Genomic DNA, 24109 nt, shown 5'->3' on the forward strand with positions numbered 1-24109 from the left:
GGCCGCCAGGGCCGCGGCGGACAGGGCAGCGTCGGCTGCAACGGCGGGCGCCGCCGCAGCGGTCTCGGCGTCGCCGCTGACGACGGACGACTGCCCATGCGTGCGCGCGTCGAACGCAGCGATCAGGTCCTGCGGCATCGCCACCGCGCGGTGGTTGCCGGTCAGGGTCAACAACTGGTGCAGGCGATCGAAGCCGCGCTCGAGCAACTGCACGTCCTGGCGGTCGAGCTCGGTACGGTGGGCGGCGACCGCCTCCAGCAACGACTCGATGCCATGGCCAAGGTCGCCGATGGCGTTGATCCCGGCCATGCGTGCGCCGCCCTTGAGCGTGTGCAGATCGCGCTGCAGGCCGCCGAGCACGTCGCGGTCCTGCGGCGCGGCACGCAGCTCGGCGATCAGGCGATCGCAATGGTCGAGCAGGTCCTTGCCTTCGTCGACGAAGATATCGACCAGTTCGCGATCGAGGTCGGCGAAGTCCAGCGGGCCGAGATCGACGGCCGACAGATCGGGCCGCGCGCCATCGGCGACGGCATGCGTGGCGTCAGCGTCGGACAGCGCAGGTACGGCTGCCTCCGGCACGTGCGGGTGGATCGCTTCATGGGCGTGTTCGGCAGATGCCGCGTCGGCATCGGCTACCGTGGCCGTGTCGCCCTGATTGGCGTCGTCCTGCGGCGCGTTGGGCGCTTCGTCGAACGTCGCATGATGCGCTTCCGTCGTTTCATCGACGTCGGGCGGCGCAGCGTGCGCGGCGTGCTCCGTTTCGGCGGCGGCGTCGTGCGGCGCGCCATCACCTGCACCTCCGGTCGGCTCGACGTGTTCGGCAAGCGGCTCGGTGTCGGTATGTTCGCCCACCGCGTGTGTGGCGAGCGAAGCCGCATCGCCCTCGTGCTTTGCGTCGTCCACAGGCGCTGCGGCATCCGGCGTCGCGTCGCCATGCTCCGCAGCAGCCTCGGTATCGTCGTTGGCCGAGGCCACGCCATCGTGGCGCCAACCACTCGACGGCGCCAGCGGCTGCTGGTGCAGGCCGATCGCAGGGGCGTCCTCGTTGAGCTGTTGCTCGTGCGCTTCAGCGGTGTCGTCGGCGGGCGCGTCGGCGGCGCCAAGCGCGGCCTCGTCATCCGCTGCCTGCGATTCCTGGGCATGTGCATCGTGGATATCGTCGGCCGGCGTTTCGGTCGCCTGGTCCGCGGCATCGCCGTCGACTGCCATGTCCTCTGGCGCCTGCGCATCGTGCGCGTGCTCGGCGTCATCCTGGGTGTCGTCCGTGTGCGCGTCGGCCGCGTGGCCTTCGGCATCGACGGCGGCTGCCGCATGATCGGATGCCTGGACATCCTGCGCATGGACGGACACGTCCTGCGTCGCGTCGGCGTGTCCCTCGACTTGGCGATCCTCGGAATCGTGCGCTTCGCCGTCGTGCGACGGTGCCTGGACGTCCTGTGCGTGCGTGACCGTGTCGGTCGCGGCATCGACGGCGGCCGCATCGGCCGTCGCGTCAGGCGCTACAGCCGCATCCAACGCGTCCGGTGCGGAATCGTCCGACACCTGCTCGGCGCTCAGCGGCGCCTCGACCGTCAACTCGTCGAGCTGGCCGTCCTGCGCCAAGGCCGCCTGTTCTTCTGCGTGGCCTGGATCTTGCGATGCTGCCAACGCTTCGACCGATGCCTCATCTTGGCTTGGCGCATCGTCGTGCTCGGACGTCGGCTGGGCCACGCGCGACGTGTCCTCGCCCGCAGAGACCGGCATGGCGGCCTCGCTGTCGAGGGTGGCGTCGGTTTCTGCCGGCGTGGACGCCGGTGCCTCTTCAGAAGACGGCACGGACGCCAAGTCCGCGTGAACGTCGGCAGCATGCTGATCGACGTCGCCCTCGCCTGCCTGCCCGGCCGCTTCGTCCGCCGGCAGCGTCTCGTGCAGATGCGCGGCGTCGCCCACGAACGCCGACAAGTCGTCGGCCGCGGTGAGTTCCACCGCCTGCACGGCCTGCGCATCCAGACCGCTGTCGCCCTGTGCAGACGCAGACAGGTCTTCGTCGTCCTCGTCGTGCGCGATCAGCGGCCACTGCACTTCCGGCAGGGTCTCCACCAGTGCGCGCAGGCGTTGTGCCAGGTCGGTGAACGGCGGAATCACCGGCGACGGCGCCTGCAGTTCCGCGATGGTGGCGGCGATGGCGCGCGCCGCGTCCTCGAGCGCACGCACGCCTTCGGCGCTGGGCACGCTGCCGGCGGCCAGCGCACGCTTGACGTAGCTCTCGGCCGGACCGGTGACCGCCGTGATCTCCGGCACGTCGGTCATCGCGAACGCGCCGCTCATGGTGTGCACAGCACGCAGCAGCGCTTCGGTGGCCGGCTGCGGCGCGTGCTGCAGCCAGGCATGCACGGTCTCCAAGTGAGTGGCGACCTCGGCTTCGAGGATCTCGCGCAGCACGCTGTCCACCGACGCCGGCGTGCCCGCGCGCGGCGCGGCCGCGGCCTGCGGCGTGGCGAAATAGAACGCGTCCTCGCCGGCAGCGATGCGCTCGGCCACCGCCTGGATCGCGTCCAGGTCGGCCTGCACCGTGCCGTTGCCGCGCAGTGCGGCATTGAGTTGCGGCAGCACCGCGTAGGCCTGCTCGACCATGGCGACCACCGCCGGGCTGGCCGGGCGCGAGCCGTCGAGCACGCGGTTGAGCATGCTCTCGATCTTCCAGCTGAACTCGCCGAGTACGCGCGCGCCGACCAGGCGGCCGCTGCCCTTCAAGGTATGGAACACACGGCGGATCGGCCGCAGGCTTTCCATGTGCCCGGGCGCGGCGCGCCAGGCCGGCAGCAGCGTACCGAGATTGACCAGTTCCTCGTCGAACTCCTCGAGGAACACCTCGCGGATTTCCTCGTCGATCTCACCTTCGCCGTCGATGAAGCCCGCCTCGACGGTGGGAGCGGAGGCGACAGGTGCGGCGCTGGGCGCGGCATGCTGCGCTTCGGCGGACGTGGCGGCGGCAGACTCGCCATCGCTGGTGGCGGTGGCGACATCGAACTGCGCGGCCGCCGCCTCCAGATCGGCGAGGAACGCGGCTTCGGCGTCCGACACCGGCGTAGTGGGAGCAGCGTGTTCCGAGACCGGCTCGGGCGTCGCCCGTTCCTCGGCGTCCAGCGCGGCATGCTCCGGCTCCGCCGGCGCAGCGGCCACGGCGTCGGTATGCGCTTCCTCGCCGGTGCTGGCAAGGTCGGCATCGGCATGCCCCTGGCCATCCTGGGAAGCGTGAGAATCGGTCCCGTCTGCGACGTCGGTGGCGGCGACCTCCGTGATCTCGCTCGGAATCGCATGCGCGGCGTCTTCGTCGTCGGCACCGGCGTCGGAGGGCTCAGCCTGCCGTGCCGCGTCGAGGTGCTCGCCCTGCGCCGTGTCGGCGTCGGCGTCGGCCAACTCGGCCGCACCCGCGGGCGGCGCAGATGCTGCCTCCTGGTCCGGCGACGCCGGGGCGGCATGCCAATCGAGTGCACGTGCCTCATCGGCCATGCTCGGCGCGTCGGCGAACGCCGGCGCGTCTCCCAGTTCGATGATCAGCGGTGGCCTGGACGCGTCGGTGTCTTCCGCAGCAACCGGCGCGTCGACGATGATCAGGTTGGGATCGTCGTGCTCGCCAAGCTCGGCAAACGCGGCCGGCACATCGGCCTGCGCCTCATCCGGGTACTCGGCGGCCACCGGATCGAAACCGGCGACATCGGACGCGGGCGCCGCGGGAACGGCTGCAGCTTCGTCCTCCTGCGCGAGCGCGGGCGGCGTCTCCGACCGCAACGCGTCCTGTTCCAGCACCAGGGAATCGAGGCTGATGTGCAGCGGCTCGGCGGTGCCGGTCCAGCTGTCCTGTTCGGCCGCGACCGGATCGAAACTGAGCGCCTGCGATGGTGCCGCGGATTCCTGCTCGCGCGCGTCGCGCACGTCGTCGACCGGCGCGGAGGCGTGTCCGGCCGCGGCATCGTGTTCGTCCGTCGCCAGGCTCCACTGCGGCGCCTGCGGGGCGAACGGCGCGGCGTCCTGGGTGCGCGGCATCGTCTCCGGCACGTCCTCGGCCGGTGCCAGATCCCAGGCCGGCACGGCCGGTGCGGCGATGGACGGCAGCGCGGACTCGACGGTGGGATCGGCGGCCACGGGCGGCGGCGGCGCGACGGATTCGGCCGCCTCGCTTCCGCTCGGCAACACGCCCGGCGCAGCCGGCGCGGTATCGGGCAGCGGCCAGTAACGCAGCGCTTCCAGGCTGCTGCGTGTGATGTCCAGGATTTCCTCGCGCCCGGGGCGGCGCTCGCGCAGCGCTTCCAGGTAGTACTCGAGGCTGGCCATCGCGTCGGCCAGGGTGTCGAGCTGGCGGCCGCTGGGCACGCGGCGCTTGCCGATCAGTTCGGTGGCGACGTAGCGGCGCACGCCTTCCAGGTAGTCGGCTGGCTGCGGCAGCTCCAGCATGCGCAACGCACCGGCGACCTCGCCGAGCAGGCGCGGCACTTCGTCCAGGCGCGCATGGTCCCAGTTGGTCTCGATGAAGGCGACGAAATGCTCGCGGGCACTGCCGAAGTTGGCGATCGCCTCGTGCGCCAGCACTTCCACCGTGCGCCGCGCCTCGGCGGCGCTGGCCTCGTCCTGCACGTCGCCGCCGGCGCCGAGATAGGCGACCTGGTCGTCGAGCGAGGCGTCCACGTACAGCAGCGCGCCGGCGATATCCAGCAGCAGGCCTTCGTCGGCCGCGCGGACGCCGTCGACGATGCTGCGCAGCGCGTCGCGCTGCACCACCACCACGCTGCGCGCCACGCCCAGGCCCATCACGCCCAGGGTGTCGGCGACGCCGCCCAGCTCGTCGACCTGGGCCTGCAACGCGGCGACATCGCCGCCGGTGCGCAGGTGCAGGTCCAGCGCGTCCTTGACCCGCAGCAGTTCTTCCTTGATCGCAGTGCCGACGGTGTCGAGCAGCTCGCGGTTGCGGCCGGCGAGGCTGCCGCGCGCGTGGTCCAGTTCGGCCTCGGTGGCGGCGGCGGCATCGGGCGCCAGCGCGAACAGCGCGCCCTCGCTGAGGCCGGCTTCGCCGCGCGCGGCGCGGATCTCGTTGAGCAAGGGCAGCAGCACGATCGGAATGTCGCGATGGCCGTCCTGCAGGCGCTCCAGGTAGTCCGGCAGCAGCACGGTGCCGCGCATCAACGTGGCGCAGGCCTCGTCGCGGTCGGCCGCCTGGCCGTTCTGCACCGTGATCGCCAGCAGTTCCAGTTCCTCGGCGACCATCGCCGGCGCGTACAGCTCGACCATGCGCAAGGTGCCCTGCACCTGGTGCAGGTAGCCGGCGCAGAAGCGCATGCGGCCGGTGTCGGCCGGTTCTTCGACGAAGGCTTCGATCTCGCCGCGGACCTGGCGTAGGGTCTCGTCCAGTTCCGGCTTGACCCAGCCCAGCGCGGCATGGCTCATCGCATCGCGCAGCGCGCTCATCGCCGCGTCTCCGCGGCCGGGCACGCGCCGTGCCGCGCGAGCGCGGCGACGGGATGCGGGAGTTTTTCACGGTACGTCATGTGCGCTTCCTTCCACCCGGTTCCGGCCCGCTTACGCCGGCAGCTTGAAGTCGGCGACCGAGCGCCGCAGGTCCGCCGCCAGTTGCGCCAGGCGGCCGATCGATTCGGCGGTCTGTCCCGCGCCTTGCGAGGTCTGTCCGGTGATCTGCCGGATCACGTCCATCGTCTGGGTGATGTCGATCGCCGCCGCCGACTGCTGGTGCGCGGCGATGGAGATGTTCTTGATGAGGGTGTTGAGCGCGTTGGACACGCGTTCGATTTCGGTCAGCGCGGTGCCGGCATCCTCGGCCAGGCGCGCGCCGGACACCACTTCGGAGGTGGTCTGCTCCATCGAACTGACCGCTTCGTTGGTATCGGCCTGAATGGTCTGCACCAGGCCTTCGATGCGGCGGGTGGCGCCGGAGGTACGTTCGGCCAGGCGCTGCACTTCGTCGGCGACCAGGGCGAAACCGCGGCCGGCTTCGCCGGCCGAGGCGGCCTGCACCGCGGCGTTGAGCGCGAGGATGTTGGTCTGCTCGGAAATGTCGTTGATCAGTTCCACGATCGAGCCGATTTCCTGGGTCGACTCGCCCAGCCGCTTGATGCGCTTGGAGGTCTCCTGGATCTGGTCGCGGATCTGGTCCATGCCCTGGATGGTCTCGCGGACCACGCCGGCGCCTTCGGCCGCGATCACCACCGAGCGCTGCGCCACTTCCGCCGATTCGGTGGAGTTGCGCGACACCTGCTCGATGCTGGCGGCGATTTCGTTGATGCGGACCGAGGCCGAGCCGATCTGCTCGGCCTGATGGCCTGCCGCGTCGGCCAGCTGCCGCGCGGTGGCCTGGGTTTCCTCGGTGGACACGGCGACCTTGGCCGAGGTGTCGTTGATGGTGGTCACCAGGTGGCGCAGTTCGTCGACGGCGTAGTTGATCGCGTCGGCGATGGCGCCGGTCATGTCCTCGGTGACCGAGGCCTTGACGGTCAGGTCGCCTTCGCCGAGCGAGCTGATTTCGTCGAGCAGGCGCATGATCGCCTGCTGGTTGCGGCTGTTGTATTCGACCTGGGTCTGCAGGCGGATTTCCTGCTCGCGGCTGCGGCTGCGCACCGTGGTCCAGACAAAGCCGACGATCGACAGCAGCGCCAGCAGGCCGGAGACCACGCCCAGCCAGAAGTTCGGGAACCACCGGGTGTCGCGGGTCGAGCCGAACGCGGAGAATGCGTCGAACAGCTTCTTGCTGTCCTCCAGCATCTTGCCCGAGCCGGCGGTCAGCGCCGCGGCGGCGGACTGCGCGGCGAACAGGCTGCGCGAGCTGGCCTGCAGCGCGTCCAGGTCCTTCTTCATTTCCGCCCACTGCGCCTGCGACTGCTCCAGCGCGGCCAGCGCGGCGGCGTTGCGCACCGGGGCGATACCCAGTTCCTCGTTGCCGTTGCGCAGGCCCTCGAGCATCTGCCCGAACACCACCGCGTCGCGCGCCAGCGCGTCGCCAGCGCTGGCGGCGCCGCGGCCGCCGGCGCGCATTTCGGTGACGCGGCGGGCCATGGTGCCGGCCACCACCACCTGCTGCAGGGTGTTGTAGATCTGCGCGGCGGGAGCGCCGCCAACGGTCATCGCGCGCACCACCTCATTCAACTGCGCCTGCAGCTGCGGCACGCCGCCGACGAAGCGGTCGGCATTGCCGGCCAAGGCCAGCACCGCCGGTTCGCTGTCCACCACCTGCTGCGCGTTCTTGGCCAGCGGCGCCCAGGTGCCGTTGAGGGTCTGCAACGGCCCGGACACGCCGGTCTCGTTGGCATAGCGCGCATTGAGCTCGGCGACGGTGGTTTCCACCTTCGCCTTGGTCTGCTTGAACTGCTTGAAGGTCTCGGCGTTGCCGGACACCGCGTCGCGGGCCTGGTTGGCCAACTGTTGCGACAGCACCTGCAGGTCGGCCGCGCCGGTACTGGCGCCGGCCAGGCGGTTGCCCTGCCAGGTGGCCACGCCGGTGTTGGCGCCGAACACGACCAGCGACACCGCCAGCAGGCCCAGCCAGAAACTGGTGCCCACGCTGCCGAGCTTGCTGGCCTTGCGGGCGTCCGGAGCAGTACTCATGATGCGACCTCGGTCTTCGATGCGGAGGCAGCGCGCGCGCTCAGGCGGCGGCTTGCCGGAATTCGGGAGTGCGCGACAGCAGCGACAGCGAGAACACGCCCCAGTCCTGGGCGTCGCCGCGGAAGGCGCGGTCGATGAAGTGCGCGTAGCGGCCCTGGGCCAGATCGCCCGGCTCCACCGCCTGCGCCTCGGTGAAACTGCGCTGGCCGAACAGTTCGTCGATGGTCAGGGCCACGTCGCCGCCGCTCTGGCGCATGATCAGCACGCGCTGGCCTTCCTGCAGCGCGGTGCGCTCGCCTTCCAGGAACTGCTTCAGGTCGACCACCGGGAACAGGTTGCCGCGCAGGTTGCCCACGCCCAGCAGCCAGGGCTGCGCGCCCGGCACCGGGGTGACCGGCGGCATGCGCACGATCTCCACCACTTCGCGGAAATCCGAGACCAGGTGACGCTTGCCGACGCGGTAGCCGACCCCGCGCCAGACGTCGTCGTCGAAGGCGCGTTCGGGCATCTGCACCGCGTGCGCCAGGCTGCGCCGCTCGTAGGCCTCGAGGATGTCGAAGGGCGAGCGCATGTCAGCCCACCAGTTGGTTGATGCGGGCGATCAGCTCTTCTTCCCGCGGCGGCTTGACGATGTAGTCGGTGGCGCCCTGGCGCATGCCCCAGACCTTGTCGGTCTCCATGCTCTTGGTGCTGATGATCAGCACCGGGATGTGCCGGGTGGCCTCGTCGCGCGACAGCGCGCGGGTGGCCTGGAAGCCGCTCATGCCCGGCAGCACCACGTCCATCAGCACCAGGCTCGGTGCCTGCTCGCGCACCAGCTTGATCCCGTCCTCCGCGTTGTCGGTGGACAGGACCTGGTGCCCGGCTTTTTCCAGCCATTGCGTGAACACCGCCCGGTCGGTCGGTGAGTCCTCGATCAACAAGATACGGGCCATGCTGCCTTTCCCCCTGGTCAGGCGTTGACGTATGTACGGATCGCGCCCAGCAGCTCTTCGCGTGTAAAGGGTTTGGTGAGGTACTGCTCGGACCCGACGATGCGCCCGCGCGCCTTGTCGAACAGGCCGTCCTTGGAGGACAGCATGATCACCGGCGTGGCCTTGAACAGCTGGTTGCCCTTGATCAGCGCGCAGGTCTGATAGCCGTCCAGCCGCGGCATCATGATGTCCACGAAGATGATCTGCGGCTGCTGATCGGCGATCTTGGCCAGGGCCTCGAAGCCGTCGGTGGCCGTCACCACTTCGCACCCTTCGCGCTTCAGCAACGTTTCGGCGGTACGACGGATTGTTTTCGAATCGTCGATCACCATCACCCGCAAGCCTGCGAGTTCCCCACCCGCAGTCGTGTTTTCACTCATCACTTGCCCCCAAGCGCGCGACGCTTCATCGGATCCGGCTTCGCTGCGAAACGCCATGTATCCCAAGACCCGCTGCGACTGTCAAGGCCGCCGCTGCCGGTCTGCGTTGAACCACGTAACAGCACAAACTATGTCACAGTTTGGCGGATAACGTGCGACACCGTGCGGCCGCGCCGGACGCCCGGTGCGCGGCGCCCCCGCCGACCCGCTACCATCGTCCGCTCAGTCTCTCAGGTGCCCCCATGCCGTTCGATGTCATCGTGGTGATGGACCCCATCGCCAGCATCAAGATCGCCAAAGACACGACCTTCGCGATGCTGCTGGAAGCGCAGCGCCGCGGGCACCGCCTGCACTACGTGCGGCCGGGCGGGCTGACCCTGCGCGACGGCCGCGCGCTGGCCCAGGCCGCGCCGCTGCGGGTACGCGACGACAAGGCCGGCTGGTTCGAGCTGGATGCCTTCGCCGACCTGACGTTCGGCCCAGGCCAAGTGGTGCTGATGCGCAAGGACCCGCCGTTCGATGCCGAGTTCCTGTACGACACCCACGTGCTGAGCGTGGCCCAGCGCGCGGGCGCGCAGGTGGTCAACGACCCGCAGGGCCTGCGCGACTTCAACGAGAAGCTGGCCGCCCTGCTGTTCCCGCAATGCTGCCCGCCGACCCTGGTCAGCCGCGACGCTGCTGCGCTGAAGGCCTTCGTGCTGGAGCATGGCCAGGCGGTGCTGAAGCCGCTGGACGGGATGGGCGGGCGCTCGATCTTCCGCAGCGGCACCGGCGACCCCAACCTCAACGTGATCCTGGAGACGCTGACCGACGGCGGGCGCAAGCTGGCCCTGGCGCAGCGCTTCATCCCCGACATCAGCGCCGGCGACAAGCGCATCCTGCTGGTGGACGGCGTGGCGGTGGACTACTGCCTGGCGCGGATTCCGCAGGGCGACGAGTTCCGCGGCAACCTGGCCGCCGGTGGCCGCGGCGAAGGCCGCCCGCTGAGCGAGCGCGACCGCTGGATCGCCTCCCAGGTCGGCCCGGAGATGAAGCGGCGCGGCATGCGCTTCGTCGGCCTGGACGTGATCGGCGACTACCTCACCGAGGTCAACGTGACCAGCCCCACCTGCGTGCGCGAGCTGGACGCGCAGTTCGGGCTCAACATCGCCGGGCTGCTGTTCGACGCCATCGAGGCCTACCCGGCGCGATGAGCGCGGCCGCCGCGACGCCCGCGCCGCGCATCGGCGAGCGCGAACGGCTCAGCGCCACCCTGGTGCTGTCGCTGATCGTGCATGGGCTGCTGATCCTCGGCGTGGGCTTCGCGATCGACGACGATGCGCCGCTGGTACCGACCCTGGACGTGATCTTCAGCCAGACCAGCACCCCGCTGACCCCAAAACAGGCCGACTTCCTGGCCCAGGCCAACCAGCAGGGCGGCGGCGACCACGACAAACCCCAGCGCCCACGCGACAGCCAGCCGGGCGTGGTGCCGCAGCGCCAGGATGGCCTGGCGCCGCAGGCGCTGCGCGCGCAGACCGCGGCCGCCGCGCCGGAGCCGACCCCGCGCGTGGTCAGCAGCGCGCGCGGCGAGCAACCGCTGCCGGTGGCGCAGACCCAGCCGCGCACCGACGAGCCACAACGGCCCGTGGACGCGCAGCGCGAACAGCGCGATGCCGAGATGGCGCGATTGGCCGCCGAGGTGCATTTGCGCTCGGAGCAGTACGCCAAGCGCCCCAACCGCAAGTTCGTCTCCGCCAGCACCCGCGAATACGCCTATGCCAACTACCTGCGCGCCTGGGTCGACCGCGCCGAGCGCGTGGGCAATCTCAACTATCCCGACGAAGCACGGCGGCGCCGGCTCGGCGGCCAGGTGGTGATCAGCGTCGGCGTGCGCCGCGACGGCAGCCTGGAGAGCAGCCGCATCCTGCGTTCCAGCGGCGTGCCGATGCTCGATGCCGCCGCCCTGCGGATCGTGCAGCTGGCGCAGCCGTTCCCGCCGCTGCCGCGCACCGACGACAACATCGACATCCTGCAGGTGACCCGCACCTGGGTCTTCCTGCCCGGCGGCAGCCTGGTCGACGACCGCTGAGCTGCGTGCACGGCAGCACCTCTCAGCAGGCTAGCCCCTCTCCCATCGGGAGAGGGGTTGGGGTGAGGGTACGGCCGCCCGCAACGCCTGCCGGTCGCAAACAGTTCGAGGCTTCGCCCGCACCCTCATCCGCCCCTTCGGGGCACCTTCTCCCGAGGGGAGAAGGGAAGCGCTAAGCCCCTCTCCCGCCGGGAGAGGGGTTGGGGTGAGGGTACGGCCGCCCGCAACGCCTGGCGGTCGCAACAGTTCGAGGCTTCGCCCGTACCCTCATCCGCCCCCTTGGGGCACCTTCTCCCGCAGGGAGCAGGGAAGCGCTAAGCCCCTCTCCCGCCGGGAAAGGGGTTGGAGTGAGGGTGCGGGCGCCACGGAACGCCTGGCGGTCGCAAACAATTCGAGGCTTCGCACGTACCCTCATCCGCCCCTGCGGGGCACCTTCTCCCGCAGGGAGAAGGGAAGCGCTAAGCCCCTCTCCTGCCGGGAGAGGGGTTGGGGTGAGGGTACGGTCGCCACGGAACGCCCGGCGGTCGCAAACAGTTCGAGGCTTCGCCCGTACCCTCATCCGTTCCTTCGGGGCACCTTCTCCCGCAGGGAGAAGGGAGGCGCTAGCCCCTCTCCCGCCGGGAGAGGGGTTGGGGTGCGGGTATGGCCGCACGGAGAGCCCGACAGCCAGCGACATAACCATTGGTGCCGCCCACATAACGACGCGGCATTTCTGTGATGGCGGCCCATTAAGGTTAATGGAGCGGGGGAACGTTACCGCGCACACCGCATCATCCAGGACGGGCGGATTCGAGTCGGCGCGGCGTGCCCCGCCCCACCACTCCCACCCGAGCCACCCCCGCATGCACAACCACCGTTCCCTTCGCAGGCCCGCCCTGCTCGCCCTGGCACTGAGTGCCGCCCTCGCCCTGCCGCCGGCGCAGGCCCAGTCCACCACCGGCGCCGTCGCCGGCCAGGCACCGGCCGATACCCAGCGCATCCTGGTGCGCAGCGACAGCGGCCTCAGCCGCGAGGTCGCGGTCGACGCACACGGCCGCTACAGCGTGGGCCAGTTGCCGCTGGGCACCTACACCATCATCGCCAAGGGCGCCGACGGCAGCGTGCTGGGCAGCCGCGATGGCGTCGGCCTCACCGTCGGTGCCGTCACCGACGTCTCCTTCACTCCCGCCACCACCAGCCTGGCCGGCGTCCAGGTCAGCGCCGACCGTGCCGCCGCCGCGATCGACGTGAGCAGCGTGGACTCGCGCACCGTGATCAATGCCGAACAGCTGCAGCGCCTGCCGCTGGGCCGCTCGGCCGAAGCCATCGCGCAGCTGGCGCCCGGCGTCGCCGGCAACAGCGGCAGCGGCACCTACATCGGCCCGACCGGTGCGCAGTTGCTCAGCTTCGGCGGTGCCTCGTCGGCGGAGAACGCGTACTACATCAATGGTTTCACCACCACCGACCCGCTGCGCGGGTTGGGCGGGCTGACTCTGCCCTACGGCAGCATCGACCAGTTGGAGGTCTATACCGGCGGCTACAGCGCCAAGTACGGCCGTTCCGACGGCGGCGTGCTCAACGCCGTCGGCAAGCGCGGCAGCAACGAATGGCATTTCGGCGCCCAGGCGACCTGGGAACCGGACGGCCTGCGCTCCGCGCAGAAGGACGTGTATGCGCCCGGCAACGGCGCGCTGTACCGGCCGGACAGCAAGAGCGGCTCCACGCTCAGCAGCCAGAGCGTCTACGCAGGTGGTCCGTTGATCCAGGATCGGCTGTTCTTCTTCGGCGCCTACGAACTGCAGCGCCAGGACGGCGATCGCTTCTACGGCGCACGTGAGACCACACCGGGCCCGTACTACTACGACTACCAGTACCGCCGCCCGAGCTGGTACGCCAAGCTCGACTGGAACATCAGCGACAGTCAGCTGCTGGAAATCACCGGCGCCTCCAGCCGCTACATCACCCGCGGCACGTACTCCCAGTACAGCGGCCGCGACATCGGCGCGCTGCGCGGCGATGCCGACACCACCAAGACCGGTGGCGACCTGTGGAGCGCCAAGTACACGGGCTACCTCACCGATCGGCTGACCTTCAGCGCCCTGTATGGCCAGCAGCGTACCGACGACTACAGCCGCAATCCCAGCTACAACAGCACGCTGACCTATGTCTCCAGCCCCGGCTTCCAGAACCCGGCCTACACCGGTGGCACCCCGATCACCAATGCACAGACCACCGCGCTGCTGGTCGACCCAGCGCGCGGCAACCGCACCGACAACCTGCGCCTGGACCTCAACTACGCCATCGGCGCGCACAGCATCACCATCGGCATCGACAACCAGAACGCGCGCGCGCTCAACCGCGGCTCGGTGGCCTCGGGCGACGGCTATTACTGGATCTACGGCCAGGCCAGTCCCAACGTGCCGATCAACACCGGGCTCGGCGTCCCGGCCACCGGTGGCTACCCCAACGGCCAGGACGGCTATTACGTGCGCAAGTACATCTACAGCGCACTGGCCTCGGTGCGCTCGGCGCAGCGCGCGCAGTACGTGGAGGACAACTGGCAGGTCAACGACCGGCTGCTGCTCAGCCTCGGCCTGCGCCTGGACCAGTTCACCAACTACAATCGCGACGGCGCGCCGTACATCAAGCAGACCAGCGGGCAATGGGCGCCACGGCTGGGCTTCAGCTGGGATGTCGACGGCGATGCGCGCTTCAAGGTGTACGGCAACGCCGGCCGCTACTACCTGGCGTTGCCGCTGAATCCGGCGTTCAACGCCGCTGGCGCCACCCTGGCCACGTCCACCTACTACACCTACGGCGGCATCGACGCCAATGGCTATCCCACGGGCCTGACCCAGATCTCCGGCGCGGTCTCGTCCAACAACAACTACGGCATCCTGCCCGATCCCAAGACCGTCGCCACGCAAGGCATCAAGCCCTCGTTCCAGGACGAGTTCATTCTCGGCTTCACCAAGGCCTGGGGCGACAGCTGGGTCTACGGCGCCAAGGGCACCTACCGCGTCCTGCGCAGCGGCGTGGACGACTACTGCGACAGCGATACCGTGTTCGCCGCCGCCGCAGCGCAAGGGCACACGGTGACCCTGACCAGCAATCCGGTCAGCTGCTGGCTGATCAACCCGGGCCGGGCCAACACCTTCACCCTGGTCGACACCTCGGGCAACTACGTCAAGGTGCCGCTGAGCAACGCGCAGTTCGGCTTCCCCGCGTTCAAGCGCAACTACTACGGGCTCAACCTGTCGCTGGAGCATCCGTTCGACCAGCGCTGGTACGGCCGCCTCGACTACACCTGGTCGCGCAGCTACGGCACCACCGAAGGGCAGTTGCTGTCGGGCATCGGCCAGACCGCGGTATCCACCACCCAGGCCTGGGACTACGCGCAGTTGATGGAACACACCAACGGCCCGCAGAGCAACGACCACACCCATCAGTTCAAGTTCTACGGCTACTACCAGATCAACCCCGCATGGCTGGTGTCGGCCAACCTCAAGCTGATCTCCGGTTCGCCGTTCAGTGCACTGGGTTCCTACGGCCCCGACCACAGCGACCCCTCCGGCTATGGCATCGCCTATCACTACTACCAGGGACAGCCGTCGCCCCCAGGCAGCCAGGGCCGTCTGCCGTGGCTGCAGCAGCTCGATCTTGGGGTCTCGTGGCGGCCGGCCTACGCCGACCGCAAACTGGCCTTCACCCTGGACGTGTTCAACGTCTTCAACGGCCAGGCCACGCTGTGGAAGTACCCGTACTCGGAGACGGGCCCCGGCAATCCGGATCCTGTGTACGGCGCGGCACTGCTGCGCCAGGCGCCGCGCTCGCTGCGGTTGAGCGTCAGTTACGACTACTGAGGCGCGTTGGCGAAGCGCACGGGTGCCGGCCGCTGGCGGTCGGCACCCTGCCCGGTCTCACTGCAACAGGCTGGCCGCATGCAGGCGATCGGCCAAGGCCACGATTTCGGCGGCATCCTGCACGCGCGTACGCCAGGCCGCGGGAATGCCATCGAGGCCATAGAAGGCACCGGCCAGTTGCCCACAGATGGCTGCGGTGGTATCCGCGTCGTCGCCCAGGTTGGCCGCGCGCAGCACCGCATCCGCGAAGCACTCGGTGGTGGCGAAACACCACAGCGCCGCCGACAGCGCATCGACCACGTAGCCGGTGCCGCGGATCTGCGTTGCCGGCACCGCGGCATGCTCACGCACGGCCAGCGCACGTAGCGCAGGAGTCTGCATCGGCGGTACGTCCGCCGGTTGCAGCACCTGCGCACGCGCGTCGCCGCGCAGCGCGGCACGCAGTTGGAAGGCGAACAGCCGGCTGGCATCCAGCACCTCGGCCGCGGCATGGGTGGTGCGCGAACTGTCGGCGGCGCGCTCGGCCAGTGCGTCGGGGCGCTGCGCGTAGAACATCGCCACCGGCGCCAGCCGCATCAACGCGCCGTTACCGGCCGCGCGCGGATCGTCGCTGCCGCTGAACGCCGGCCCGCCCTGCAGATAGCGCTCCAGCGCCGCGCGCACCGTGTTGCCGATGTCGAAGCATGTGCCAGTGCTGCTCAGGTAGCCGTGCCGGTACCAGTTGCAGTAGCGGTTCATCTGATCGGACGCGTCGAAGCCTTGCCGGTACAGCAGGCTGTGCGCCAGACACAATGCCATCGAGGTGTCGTCGGTCCACTGCCCCGGCTGCAGGTCGAACGGACCGCCGCCGACCATGTCGTCGATCGGCGCGAAGCTGCCGGGCGCCTTGAATTCCAGGGTGGTCCCCAGCGCGTCGCCCACCGCCAACCCCAGCAGGCAACCGCGGAAGCGGTCGCCGGGCGTCACCGCGGCGCTCATCGCGCGGCCCGCTGCGCCTGTTGCTCGGCCAGGGTCAGGGCGACGTTGTCGCGCAGGTAGGCTGGTTCGGCGCGTTCCGGCGCGATCCCTTCGCCGCGCGCGTGTGCGGCCGCGGCGAGGGTCAGCACGTCGGCGGCATGCGGCAGCGCATGCGCATCGGCGCTGCGCCAGTGCGTGCCGAAGCGGCGCTGCAAGCTGCCATCGACCGCCGCCAGCCCGGTACCCACCGCGGCCCAGGCCGCCTCCGGCTCCGGCAACACGAAAGCTTCCGGATTCAGCACCTGCTCCGCGGTCAGCGCCTGCAGGCCGCCATCGGCCTGCCGCGCGTAGGCCGCGGTGTAGATCTCGCCCATGCGCGCATCGATCGCCGCCAGCACCCGCGGCGCATCGGCCGGCGCGCGCAGCGCCAGCACCTGCAGCGTGGACACCGGCAGCACCGGCAGGTCCAGGGCCAGGGCGATGCCCTGCGCCACCGCGATGGCCAGGCGCACCCCGGTGAACGCGCCGGGGCCGCGACCGAAAGCCACCGCATCGAGCTGCCGGCGGCCGATGCCGGCTTCGGCCAGCAGTTGCTCGGCCCACGGCAGCGCCAGTTCGGCATGCCGCCGCGGCGCCAGTTCGAAGCGCTCCAGCACGCGGTCGCCGACCAGCACGGCGACGGAGCAGGCTTCGGTGGAGGTTTCGAAGGCGAGGAGATTCATTGAGGAGCCGGGATTGGGGATTCGGGAGTTGGGATTCGCAAAAGCAAGAGCGGCGCGTCGGCTAGTGTGACGCGGCCGGTGGCGTCGCGGTCTCGGGATTATCGCCCAGCGCCGGGGGCTCGGCGGCGAAGAACTGGCGCACGTCCTCCACATCGCGCGTCCTGGCGAACGGCGGCAGCGACTCCAGGAAGGTGCGGCCGTAGGACTTGCTCAGCAGGCGCGGGTCGCACAGCACCAGCACGCCGCGGTCGCGCTCGCTGCGGATCAGGCGGCCCACGCCCTGCTTGAGCGCGATCACTGCCTGCGGCAACTGCTCGTCGCGGAACGGGTTGCCGCCGTCGCGGCGGATCGCGTCCAGGCGCGCCTCGAACACCGGATCGTCGGGCGCGGCGAACGGCAGCTTGTCGATCACCACCACGCTCAGCGCATCGCCGACCACGTCCACGCCCTCGCGGAAGCTGGCCGAGCCGAGCAGCACGCCGTTGCCTGAGGCGCGGAAGCGCTCGAGCAAGGTCGCGCGCGGCGCCTCGCCCTGCACGAACAGCGGCCAGGGTCCGTCGCGCAGCGCCTCGGCCGCCTCGCGCAGCGCGCGGTGCGAGGCGAACAGCAGGAAGGCGCGGCCCTGCGAGGCCTCCAGCACCGGCTGCAGTGCAGCGATCAGCGCGGTGCCGAAACCGCGCGCGGCCGGATCGGGCAGCGCCGGCAGGTAGCACAGCGCCTGCCGCGCCCAGTCGAACGGGCTGGGCTGCAGCAAGGTCATCGGGTCGCTCAGGCCCAGGCGCGTGGCGATGTGCTCGAACTCGCCCTTCACCGCCAGCGTCGCCGAGGTGAACACCCAGGCCGCGTGCGAGGCCTCGCGGTGCGCGCGCAGCGGCCCGGACACGTCCAGCGGCGTGCGCTGGCAGCGGAAGCCGCGCGGGGTCAGCTCGTACCACAGCACGTCGTTGCTCGGCGCGTCCGCTTCCGGCTCGGCCTCGAAATCCGGAATCGGCGCATCCTCGCCGAGCCAGCGGCCCAGCCGCGTGCGCAGTTCGCGCGCGCGCGCCGCGCAGGCGTCGAAACCGGGCGAGGCCTCGCGCAGCGCGGCCAGTGGCTCCTGCAGCCGCGCCAGATCGGCGAGCAGCGCATCGAAGCCGTCGCGCACCTGCGGCTTGGCCAACAGCCGCCATTGCGTGCCGCGCGCCGGCAGCCCCTCCATCGCCGCGCGCAGTTCGCGCAGGGTCTGCTCGATCGCCTGCACCGGCGCCTGCAGGCTGGCCAGCGCACCGGCGACATGCCGGCTCTCGGCCACGCAGTCGCGCGCCAGTTCCTGCAGCGGGCGCATGCCGAAGCCTTCGCCGAAGAAGTTCGCCGCCAATTCCGGCAACTGGTGCGCCTCGTCGATCACGAAGGCCTGCGCGCCGGGCAGGATCTCGCCAAAGCCCTCCTGTTTCAGCGCCAGGTCGGCCAGCAGCAAGTGGTGGTTGACTACCACCAGGTCGGCGGCCTGCGCGCGTTGCCGCGCCTGCACCACGAAGCACTCGCCCCAGAACGGGCACTCGGTGCCCAGGCAGTTGTCCACGGTGGAGGTGACCAGCGGCAGCAGCGGCGAATCGTCGGCCAGCGCGTCCAGTTCGGCGATGTCGCCGAAGCGGGTGCGCCCGCTCCAGGCGACGATGCGCTGGAACTGCGCGACCTGTTCGCGCGCGGTGAAGCGCGGCTCGCCGCGCGCCTGCTGCAGGCGGTACTTGCACAGGTAGTTGGCGCGCCCCTTCAGCAGCGCGCTGCTGAGGCCCACGCCCAACGCGGCCCGCACCCGCGGCAGATCGCGGTGGTAGAGCTGGTCCTGCAGCGCGCGGGTGCCGGTGGAGACGATGGTCTTGAGCCCCGACAGCAGCGCCGGTACCAGATACGCATAGGTCTTGCCGGTGCCGGTCCCGGCCTCGGCGAGCAGCACGTCGCGCTGCTCGAACGCCTCGGCGATCGCCGCGGTCAACCGCAACTGCGCCGGCCGCGGCACGAAGGCATCGAGCTGACGCGCAAGCGCACCGCCTTCGCTGAGCGCTTCGGTGCTTGCGTGGGCTAAAGACATGGGGGTGGTGCCGGGATTGGGGAATCGGGATTGGGGATTGGCAAAAGCAGAAGGCGTGCGCGTCGTGGATCAGTGCGTCGGCCATCAAGGCGAATTACACGCCAACCAGCGACTTCAGCCTGCAACGCGCGGAAATGCGCTCTAGCCAATCCCCAATCCCAACTCCCCAATCCCCGCCCTCAGTACCTCTTGATCCCCGGCACCGTGCACCCGGCGATCTGCGCATGCGCCGAGGCCGCGTTTTCCTTCTGGCCGCGGGCCAGGCGTGCCTGTTCGATGGTCGCCCAGTGGCGGCGGCACAGCGGGCCGGTCTGCGAGCCGAGGTCGATGGCGCGCTTGGCGAAGGCTTCGGCCTGGGCGTCGTCCTTCTGCAGCAGTGCCACTTCGGCGCGGTCCTGCAGCAGCGCCGGGTCCTCCGGCACCAGCTTCAGCGCCTGGTCCAGCGCCGCGGCGGCGCCGGCCAGGTCGCCGGCATTGCGCTTGCGCTTGGCGCTCTCGCGCAGGTCCTCGACTTCCGGATCGCGCAGCGGCTGCACGCTCAGTTCGGTGTCGTCGGCACCGCCGCTGGCGTCGATCGCGGCGATGCGCTGCGCCGGCGTGGTGGTGTCCACCGGCGCGGCCGGGGGCGGCGGCGGCGGCGCACTGACGCACGAGGCGAGCAGCAGGCTGAGGGCGGCGATGGCGGGAAGACGTGGGGTCATGAGCGGTATCCGGAATCCGGGAATCAATGTGCCGGCGGCGGCGCGGCCGCGTCGGCAGGCGGGTCTTTCTTCTTGTCCAGGCCGAACCAGCTGCGCCAGCCACCGCCCTGGTGCTCGCCCTCGGCGGGCGCGGCCTCTTCCGGCAGCGCCTGCGGCGGGGTGCATGCGGCATACGCGGGCACGAAGCCGACCACGAACGGGAACTGGCGCGCGCCGGGGCAGGTCGAGTCGGTGCTGTTGTACCCCACCGGGTCCATCCACTGCCAGTCGATGCCCTTGCCCTGCACCTGCAGCGGCGCGCTCGGCAGCCGCGAGAAGATACCGGACCAGACCCGCATCGCACCGGTGGCGCCGTACAGGCCGGTCTGCTTGTTCTGGTCGTTGCCGATCCAGATCACCGCCAGGTGGTCGCCGGTGTAGCCGGCATACCAGCTGTCCACGCCGTCGTTGCTGGTGCCGGTCTTGCCGGCCGGCGACAGCTTGCCCAGGCCGTCGCTGAGCAGCTGCCGCGCGGTGCCGTTGCTGACCACCTGCTGCAGCGCCATGCCGACCAGATTGGCGGCGATGGAGTCGCCCTCCTGCGCCGGCGCCGGAGTCTTGTCGTAGCGCTTGAGCAGCTTGCCCTGCGGATCGAGCACGCCGCGCACCGCATGCAACGGCTGGATCTCGCCGCCGGAGGCCAGGAACTGGTACAGCTGCGCCATCGCATACGGGCTCTGGTCGGTCGCACCGAGGATCAGCGAGGGGTTGACCTCGGCCTCGATGCCGGCCAGCACCTTCACCAGTTGCGCCACCCGTTCCGGCCCGACCTGCATGCCGACACGCACCGTAGCCTGGTTGTAGGAGTGCGCCAGCGCATCGACCACGCGCACCGTGCCATGGCTGCGGCCATCGGAATTGCCCGGGCTCCAGGTGCGGCCGCGGCCCAGTTGCACAGTGACCGGGGTGTCGTCGACCCAACTGGCCAGCGAAAAGCGGTCCGGCTGCGCCAGCGCCAGCAGGTACACGAACGGCTTGAGCAGCGAGCCGACCTGGCGCTGCGCCTCGATCGCGCGGTTGAAGCCGGGCTGGGCCACGTCGCGGCTGCCGACCACCGCCAGCACTTCACCATTGTGGGTATCGGTGAGCACCAGCCCGGCCTGCAGCGGCGGGCGCTTCTTGTTGGTCTCCAGCGAGGTGATGGTGCGCGTCACCGCGCCTTCGGCATAGGCCTGCGCCGACGGCGACATGCCGGTCAGCACGCTCAGGCCGGCGCCCTGCAGCGCGCTTTCGGGGTAATCGCGCGCCAGTTGGCGTCGCACCAAGTCGACATAGGCCGGGAAGCGGTTGGCCGCAACCAGGCCGGGTTCGGCCGGCACGCCCAGCGGCGCGGCCAGCGCCTTGCGGTAGGTCGGTTCGTCGATCAGCTCGCTCTCGCGCAGCTTGCCGAGCACGAAGTTGCGCCGGTCCAGCGCGCGCTCGGGATAGCGCCGCGGGTCATAGTAGGACGGCCCCTTGACCAGGCCGATCAGCAGCGCCACCTGCTCGGGTGCCAGCGCGTCGAGTTCGCGGCCGAACCAGAACTCCGCGCCCGAGGCCACGCCATGCACCGCCTGGCTGCCGCGCTGGCCCAGGTACACCTGGTTGAGATACGCCTCGAGGATGGTGCGCTTGTCGTAGCGCGCCTCCATGATCAACGCGTACAGGATCTCGTTGAACTTGCGGGTGACGGTCTGTTCCTTGCCGATGCCGAGCAGGCCGCTGCGCGCCAGCTGCTGGGTCAGGGTGCTGGCGCCCTGCCGGCTCTTGCCGCCGGAGCGCACCATCACCCAGGCCGCGCGGACCATGCCGCTGAGGTCGACGCCGTGGTGCGAATTGAAGTCGCGGTCCTCGACCGCCTGCAGGCCGGTGACCAGCAGTTCCGGCACTTCGTCCACGCGCACCAGGCGCCGCTCTTCCTGCTTCTGCCCGTACAGCGTGGCGATGCGCGCCGGATCCAGCCGCGCGGCCTTCAGCGATTTGCGCGTCTGCGCATCACGCAGCGCCACCACGCGGCCGCCAGCCAGACCGACCTCGATGCGCCGCGGCGCGACGCGCCCATCGACGTCGACGTAGCCGCGGCTGGCGATGGTGAAGCGGCTGCCGTCCTGCTGGTAGCTACCGGGACGCTCGGCACCGGCGTCGGCGCGATAGCTGGCCGCGTCCAGTTCGGTCTTCAGCGTCTGCGGGTCCATCGCGGTGTCCGGCGCCAGTACCAGCGGCCGGGCGTACACGCGGGTGGGAATCTGCCAGCGCAGTTCGCCGAAGCGCTGGGTGACCTGTTTGTTCAGATAGACCGTGTACGGAATCAGGAAGCCCAGGCCGAGTGCGGCGGCAGCCAGGCCCCAGGTGAGCAAACGCCGGCGCCATACGGCGGCGGGGCTGTCCAGGGCGTCGTCCTGATCGTCGGTGTCGTGATCGTCGTAGCGTCGGGGCACGGGAATGCGAGAATGTAAATTCCGCCGAGTCTAGCGCAGCCCAGCGGGCAGCGCGGCGCGGCGGCCTCTTCGTTTAAGTTGGAGTGGTCCCGGATGTCGATGTCGTGGGCGAATGCGCGCTACGCCCTGAACCGCCTGGCCGGCCTGGTCCGGCGCGGCCTGACCAGCCTGCGCACGCGCGGCTGGCGCAGCACCTGGCAACGCGTGCGCGTGCATGCGCAACCGCTGCCGCCGCCGCAGCGCGCGCTGTTCGCGGTGGAACCGGCGCCGTTCGCCCCGTTCGCGGTGCCGAACAGTCCCGCGCCGCTGGTCAGCATCGTGATCCCGGTCTACAACCACGTCGCGCATACCCTCGCCTGCCTGCGCGCACTGGCCGCGCATCCGCCGGCCGCGCCGTGCGAGATCCTGGTCATCGACGACGGCAGCAGCGACGCCACCGCGCAGTGGATGCCACAGGTGGTCGGCCTGCACTACCACGTGCGCGAGCGCAACGGCGGCTTCATCGCCACCTGCAACGACGGCGCCGCGCGTGCGCAGGGCCGCTACCTGGTGTTCCTCAACAACGACACGGTGCCGCAACCGGGCTGGCTGGACGCGCTGCTGGACACCTTCGCGCAGGTGCCGCAAGCCGGCCTGGTCAGCGCGCAACTGCTGTATCCCGACGGCCGCCTGCAGGATGCCGGCGGCGTGGTCTTCGCCGACGGCAGCGGCTGGAGCTACGGCCGCTTCGAGTCGCCCGACGATCCGCGCTATGCCTACCTGCGCGACGTCGACTACGGCAGCGGCGCGGCGCTGGCGATCGAGCGTGCGCGCTTCCTGGCGCTGGGCGGCTTCGATACGCGCTACACGCCGGCCTACTACGAAGACACCGACCTGGCCTTCGCAGTGCGCGCCGCCGGCTTGCGCACGCTGGTGCAACCGGCCAGCCGCGTGGTGCACGACGAGGGCACCAGCAACGGCACCGACACCGGCAGCGGGATCAAGGCCTACCAGGTACGCAATCGCGCGGTCTTCGCCGCCAAGTGGGCCGAAGTGTTGTCGCAGCACCTGCAGCCCGGCGAGGTGCCGACGCCGGCGCTGCTACACCGACAGCAGCGCCAGGTGCTGATCCTCGACGAAGCGCTGCCGCAGCCGGACCGCGACTCCGCCTCGCTGCGCCAGCTCAACCTGATCCGCCTGCTGCTGCAGGAAGGCGCGCACGTGGTGTTCGTGCCCAGCGAGCGCAGCTACGCCAGCCGCCACAGCGAGGCGCTGCAGCGGCTCGGCGTGGAGGTGTGGTATGCGCCCTACCTGAAGAACCTCACATGGTTCCTGCAGCAGCACGGCAGGCGTTTCCACAGCGTGCTGCTGGTGCGCCACCACGTCGCCCACGCCTGCCTGCCGTTGCTGCGCCGGTTCGCGCCGCAGGCGCGGCGGCTGTTCGACACCGTGGATCTGCACTACCTGCGCGAACGCCGCGGCGCCGAACTGGCCGGCGACGCGCGTCTGCTGCGCGAGGCCGAGCGCACCCGTGCGCGCGAGCTGGAGGTGATGGCACAGGTCGAGGTGACCGTGCTGGTCAGCGCAGTCGAACGCGAACAGTTGCAGCGCGAGGCGCCGCAGGTGCGCACGGCGCTGATCTCGAACCTGCACGAGGTCGCCGGTCCCGGCCTGCCGTGGGCGCAGCGCCGCGACCTGGTGTTCGTCGGCGGCTTCCGCCATGCGCCCAACGTGGACGCGGTGCGCTGGTTCCTGCAGGAGGTGTTCCCGGCGGTGCGCACGCGCCTGCCGGAGGTACGCCTCCACTGCATCGGCGCGGACATGCCGGAGGACATCCGCCGCCTCGGCGAAGCCACCGCCGGCGTCGAGCTGCTGGGCCACGTTCCCGACATCGCCGCCTACATGGACGGCATGCGCATCGCCGTGGCGCCGTTGCGGTTCGGCGCGGGGGTCAAGGGCAAGGTCAACCTGAGCATGGCGCATGGCCAGCCGGTGGTGGCCACTGCGTGCGCCGTGGAAGGCATGCACCTGCGCGACGGCGAGGACGTGCTGATCGCCGACGACTCCGCAGCGTTTGCCGACGCCATCGCGCAGCTGTACGCCGATCCGGCGCTGTGGCAGCGGCTGGCCGACAACGGCCTGCGCAACATCGCCACCCACTTTTCCCTGGACGCTGCCCGCGCCACGGTGCGCGAGGCGTTCCTGGCCTGAGCGGCGGTGGCGCGGCGCTGCCTATCGCGTCGGGACTGAAGTCCCTCCCACAACATCCCGCGGGCGTTGCTACTGGCTGGGGCGGTTCTGTGCGGATGCAAGCGCGCGCGTCGCACACTCCGTTAAGAACGCTCTGATCTGCATCTGTAGGAGGG

At 70.3% G+C, this 24109-nt stretch carries 13 protein-coding genes and 2 pseudogenes; 4 read left to right on the forward strand and 11 right to left on the reverse strand.

The window, feature by feature from the left end:
* Positions 1–42 precede the first annotated feature (42 nt).
* The 6 genes and pseudogenes from GGR71_RS20965 to pilG form a co-directional block, all read right to left on the reverse strand.
* Positions 43–3144 (reverse strand): annotated as a pseudogene (locus GGR71_RS20965) (Hpt domain-containing protein); the annotation flags it as partial.
* Between the two features lie 138 nt (positions 3145–3282).
* Positions 3283–5442: pseudogene (locus GGR71_RS20970) on the reverse strand (Hpt domain-containing protein); the annotation flags it as partial.
* A 111-nt stretch (positions 5443–5553) separates the two neighbouring features.
* Entirely contained in the window at positions 5554–7590 is a 2037-nt protein-coding gene (locus tag GGR71_RS02715; RefSeq protein ID WP_160963609.1) for a methyl-accepting chemotaxis protein, read from the reverse strand.
* Positions 7591–7630: 40 nt separating this feature from the next.
* The gene (locus GGR71_RS02720; protein ID WP_017910264.1) at positions 7631–8161 is read right to left on the reverse strand and encodes a chemotaxis protein CheW; all 531 of its coding nucleotides are present in this window, start codon (positions 8159–8161) and stop codon (positions 7631–7633) included.
* 1 nt (position 8162) lies between these two features.
* Positions 8163–8525 (reverse strand): response regulator, encoded by a 363-nt coding sequence (locus tag GGR71_RS02725; protein ID WP_160963611.1) that lies wholly within the window; start codon positions 8523–8525, stop codon positions 8163–8165.
* 17 nt (positions 8526–8542) lie between these two features.
* Positions 8543–8944: a twitching motility response regulator PilG gene (pilG, locus tag GGR71_RS02730; protein ID WP_003472648.1), complete on the reverse strand. Its 402-nt coding sequence runs from the start codon at positions 8942–8944 to the stop codon at positions 8543–8545.
* A gap of 242 nt (positions 8945–9186) precedes the next feature.
* Between pilG and gshB the strand changes: the two genes are divergently transcribed.
* The 3 genes from gshB (at position 9187) to GGR71_RS02745 (ending at position 14857) form a co-directional block, all read left to right on the forward strand.
* Positions 9187–10137 carry a glutathione synthase gene (gshB, locus tag GGR71_RS02735; RefSeq protein ID WP_160963613.1) on the forward strand — a complete coding sequence of 317 codons (951 nt, stop codon included), beginning with the start codon at positions 9187–9189 and terminating at the stop codon, positions 10135–10137.
* On the forward strand, positions 10134–11015 hold the full coding sequence (locus tag GGR71_RS02740; RefSeq protein ID WP_048492313.1) for an energy transducer TonB family protein: 882 nt from the start codon (positions 10134–10136) through the stop codon (positions 11013–11015). Before gshB ends, GGR71_RS02740 begins: the two co-directional genes overlap by 4 nt.
* Positions 11016–11857: 842 nt before the next feature.
* Positions 11858–14857: a TonB-dependent receptor gene (locus GGR71_RS02745; protein WP_160957383.1), complete on the forward strand. Its 3000-nt coding sequence runs from the start codon at positions 11858–11860 to the stop codon at positions 14855–14857.
* A 57-nt stretch (positions 14858–14914) separates the two neighbouring features.
* Here the strand turns inward: GGR71_RS02745 and GGR71_RS02750 are convergent, their stop codons facing one another.
* The 5 genes from GGR71_RS02750 to mrcB form a co-directional block, all read right to left on the reverse strand.
* Positions 14915–15835, reverse strand: a complete 921-nt coding sequence (locus GGR71_RS02750; RefSeq protein WP_160957382.1) for an ADP-ribosylglycohydrolase family protein — start codon at positions 15833–15835, stop codon at positions 14915–14917.
* The gene (gene tsaB, locus GGR71_RS02755) at positions 15832–16536 is read right to left on the reverse strand and encodes a tRNA (adenosine(37)-N6)-threonylcarbamoyltransferase complex dimerization subunit type 1 TsaB (protein WP_160957381.1); all 705 of its coding nucleotides are present in this window, start codon (positions 16534–16536) and stop codon (positions 15832–15834) included. The genes GGR71_RS02750 and tsaB overlap by 4 nt, the downstream gene beginning before the upstream one ends.
* Positions 16537–16597: 61 nt before the next feature.
* The gene (locus GGR71_RS02760) at positions 16598–18607 is read right to left on the reverse strand and encodes an ATP-dependent DNA helicase (RefSeq protein ID WP_160957380.1); all 2010 of its coding nucleotides are present in this window, start codon (positions 18605–18607) and stop codon (positions 16598–16600) included.
* Between the two features lie 179 nt (positions 18608–18786).
* Positions 18787–19308 (reverse strand): hypothetical protein, encoded by a 522-nt coding sequence (locus GGR71_RS02765; protein WP_184451611.1) that lies wholly within the window; start codon positions 19306–19308, stop codon positions 18787–18789.
* A gap of 23 nt (positions 19309–19331) precedes the next feature.
* Positions 19332–21764 carry a penicillin-binding protein 1B gene (mrcB, locus tag GGR71_RS02770; RefSeq protein ID WP_160957378.1) on the reverse strand — a complete coding sequence of 811 codons (2433 nt, stop codon included), beginning with the start codon at positions 21762–21764 and terminating at the stop codon, positions 19332–19334.
* A 93-nt stretch (positions 21765–21857) separates the two neighbouring features.
* On the opposite strand from mrcB, the gene GGR71_RS02775 reads away from it, so the two are divergent.
* Entirely contained in the window at positions 21858–23954 is a 2097-nt protein-coding gene (locus tag GGR71_RS02775) for a glycosyltransferase (protein ID WP_160957377.1), read from the forward strand.
* The last annotated feature ends 155 nt before the right edge of the window (positions 23955–24109 follow it).

It is taken from the genome of Xanthomonas sp. F1 (genome assembly GCF_014199855.1).

What these genes read in the sequence shown, in the direction of transcription:
- GGR71_RS02715 (WP_160963609.1), bottom strand. Translation starts at nt 7,590, where the DNA reads ATGAGTACTGCTCCGGACGCCCGCAAGGCCAGCAAGCTCGGCAGCGTG.
- GGR71_RS02720 (WP_017910264.1), bottom strand. Translation starts at nt 8,161, where the DNA reads ATGCGCTCGCCCTTCGACATCCTCGAGGCCTACGAGCGGCGCAGCCTG.
- GGR71_RS02725 (WP_160963611.1), bottom strand. Translation starts at nt 8,525, where the DNA reads ATGGCCCGTATCTTGTTGATCGAGGACTCACCGACCGACCGGGCGGTG.
- pilG (WP_003472648.1), bottom strand. Translation starts at nt 8,944, where the DNA reads ATGAGTGAAAACACGACTGCGGGTGGGGAACTCGCAGGCTTGCGGGTG.
- gshB (WP_160963613.1), top strand. Translation starts at nt 9,187, where the DNA reads ATGCCGTTCGATGTCATCGTGGTGATGGACCCCATCGCCAGCATCAAG.
- GGR71_RS02740 (WP_048492313.1), top strand. Translation starts at nt 10,134, where the DNA reads ATGAGCGCGGCCGCCGCGACGCCCGCGCCGCGCATCGGCGAGCGCGAA.
- GGR71_RS02745 (WP_160957383.1), top strand. Translation starts at nt 11,858, where the DNA reads ATGCACAACCACCGTTCCCTTCGCAGGCCCGCCCTGCTCGCCCTGGCA.
- GGR71_RS02750 (WP_160957382.1), bottom strand. Translation starts at nt 15,835, where the DNA reads ATGAGCGCCGCGGTGACGCCCGGCGACCGCTTCCGCGGTTGCCTGCTG.
- tsaB (WP_160957381.1), bottom strand. Translation starts at nt 16,536, where the DNA reads ATGAATCTCCTCGCCTTCGAAACCTCCACCGAAGCCTGCTCCGTCGCC.
- GGR71_RS02760 (WP_160957380.1), bottom strand. Translation starts at nt 18,607, where the DNA reads ATGTCTTTAGCCCACGCAAGCACCGAAGCGCTCAGCGAAGGCGGTGCG.
- GGR71_RS02765 (WP_184451611.1), bottom strand. Translation starts at nt 19,308, where the DNA reads ATGACCCCACGTCTTCCCGCCATCGCCGCCCTCAGCCTGCTGCTCGCC.
- GGR71_RS02775 (WP_160957377.1), top strand. Translation starts at nt 21,858, where the DNA reads ATGTCGATGTCGTGGGCGAATGCGCGCTACGCCCTGAACCGCCTGGCC.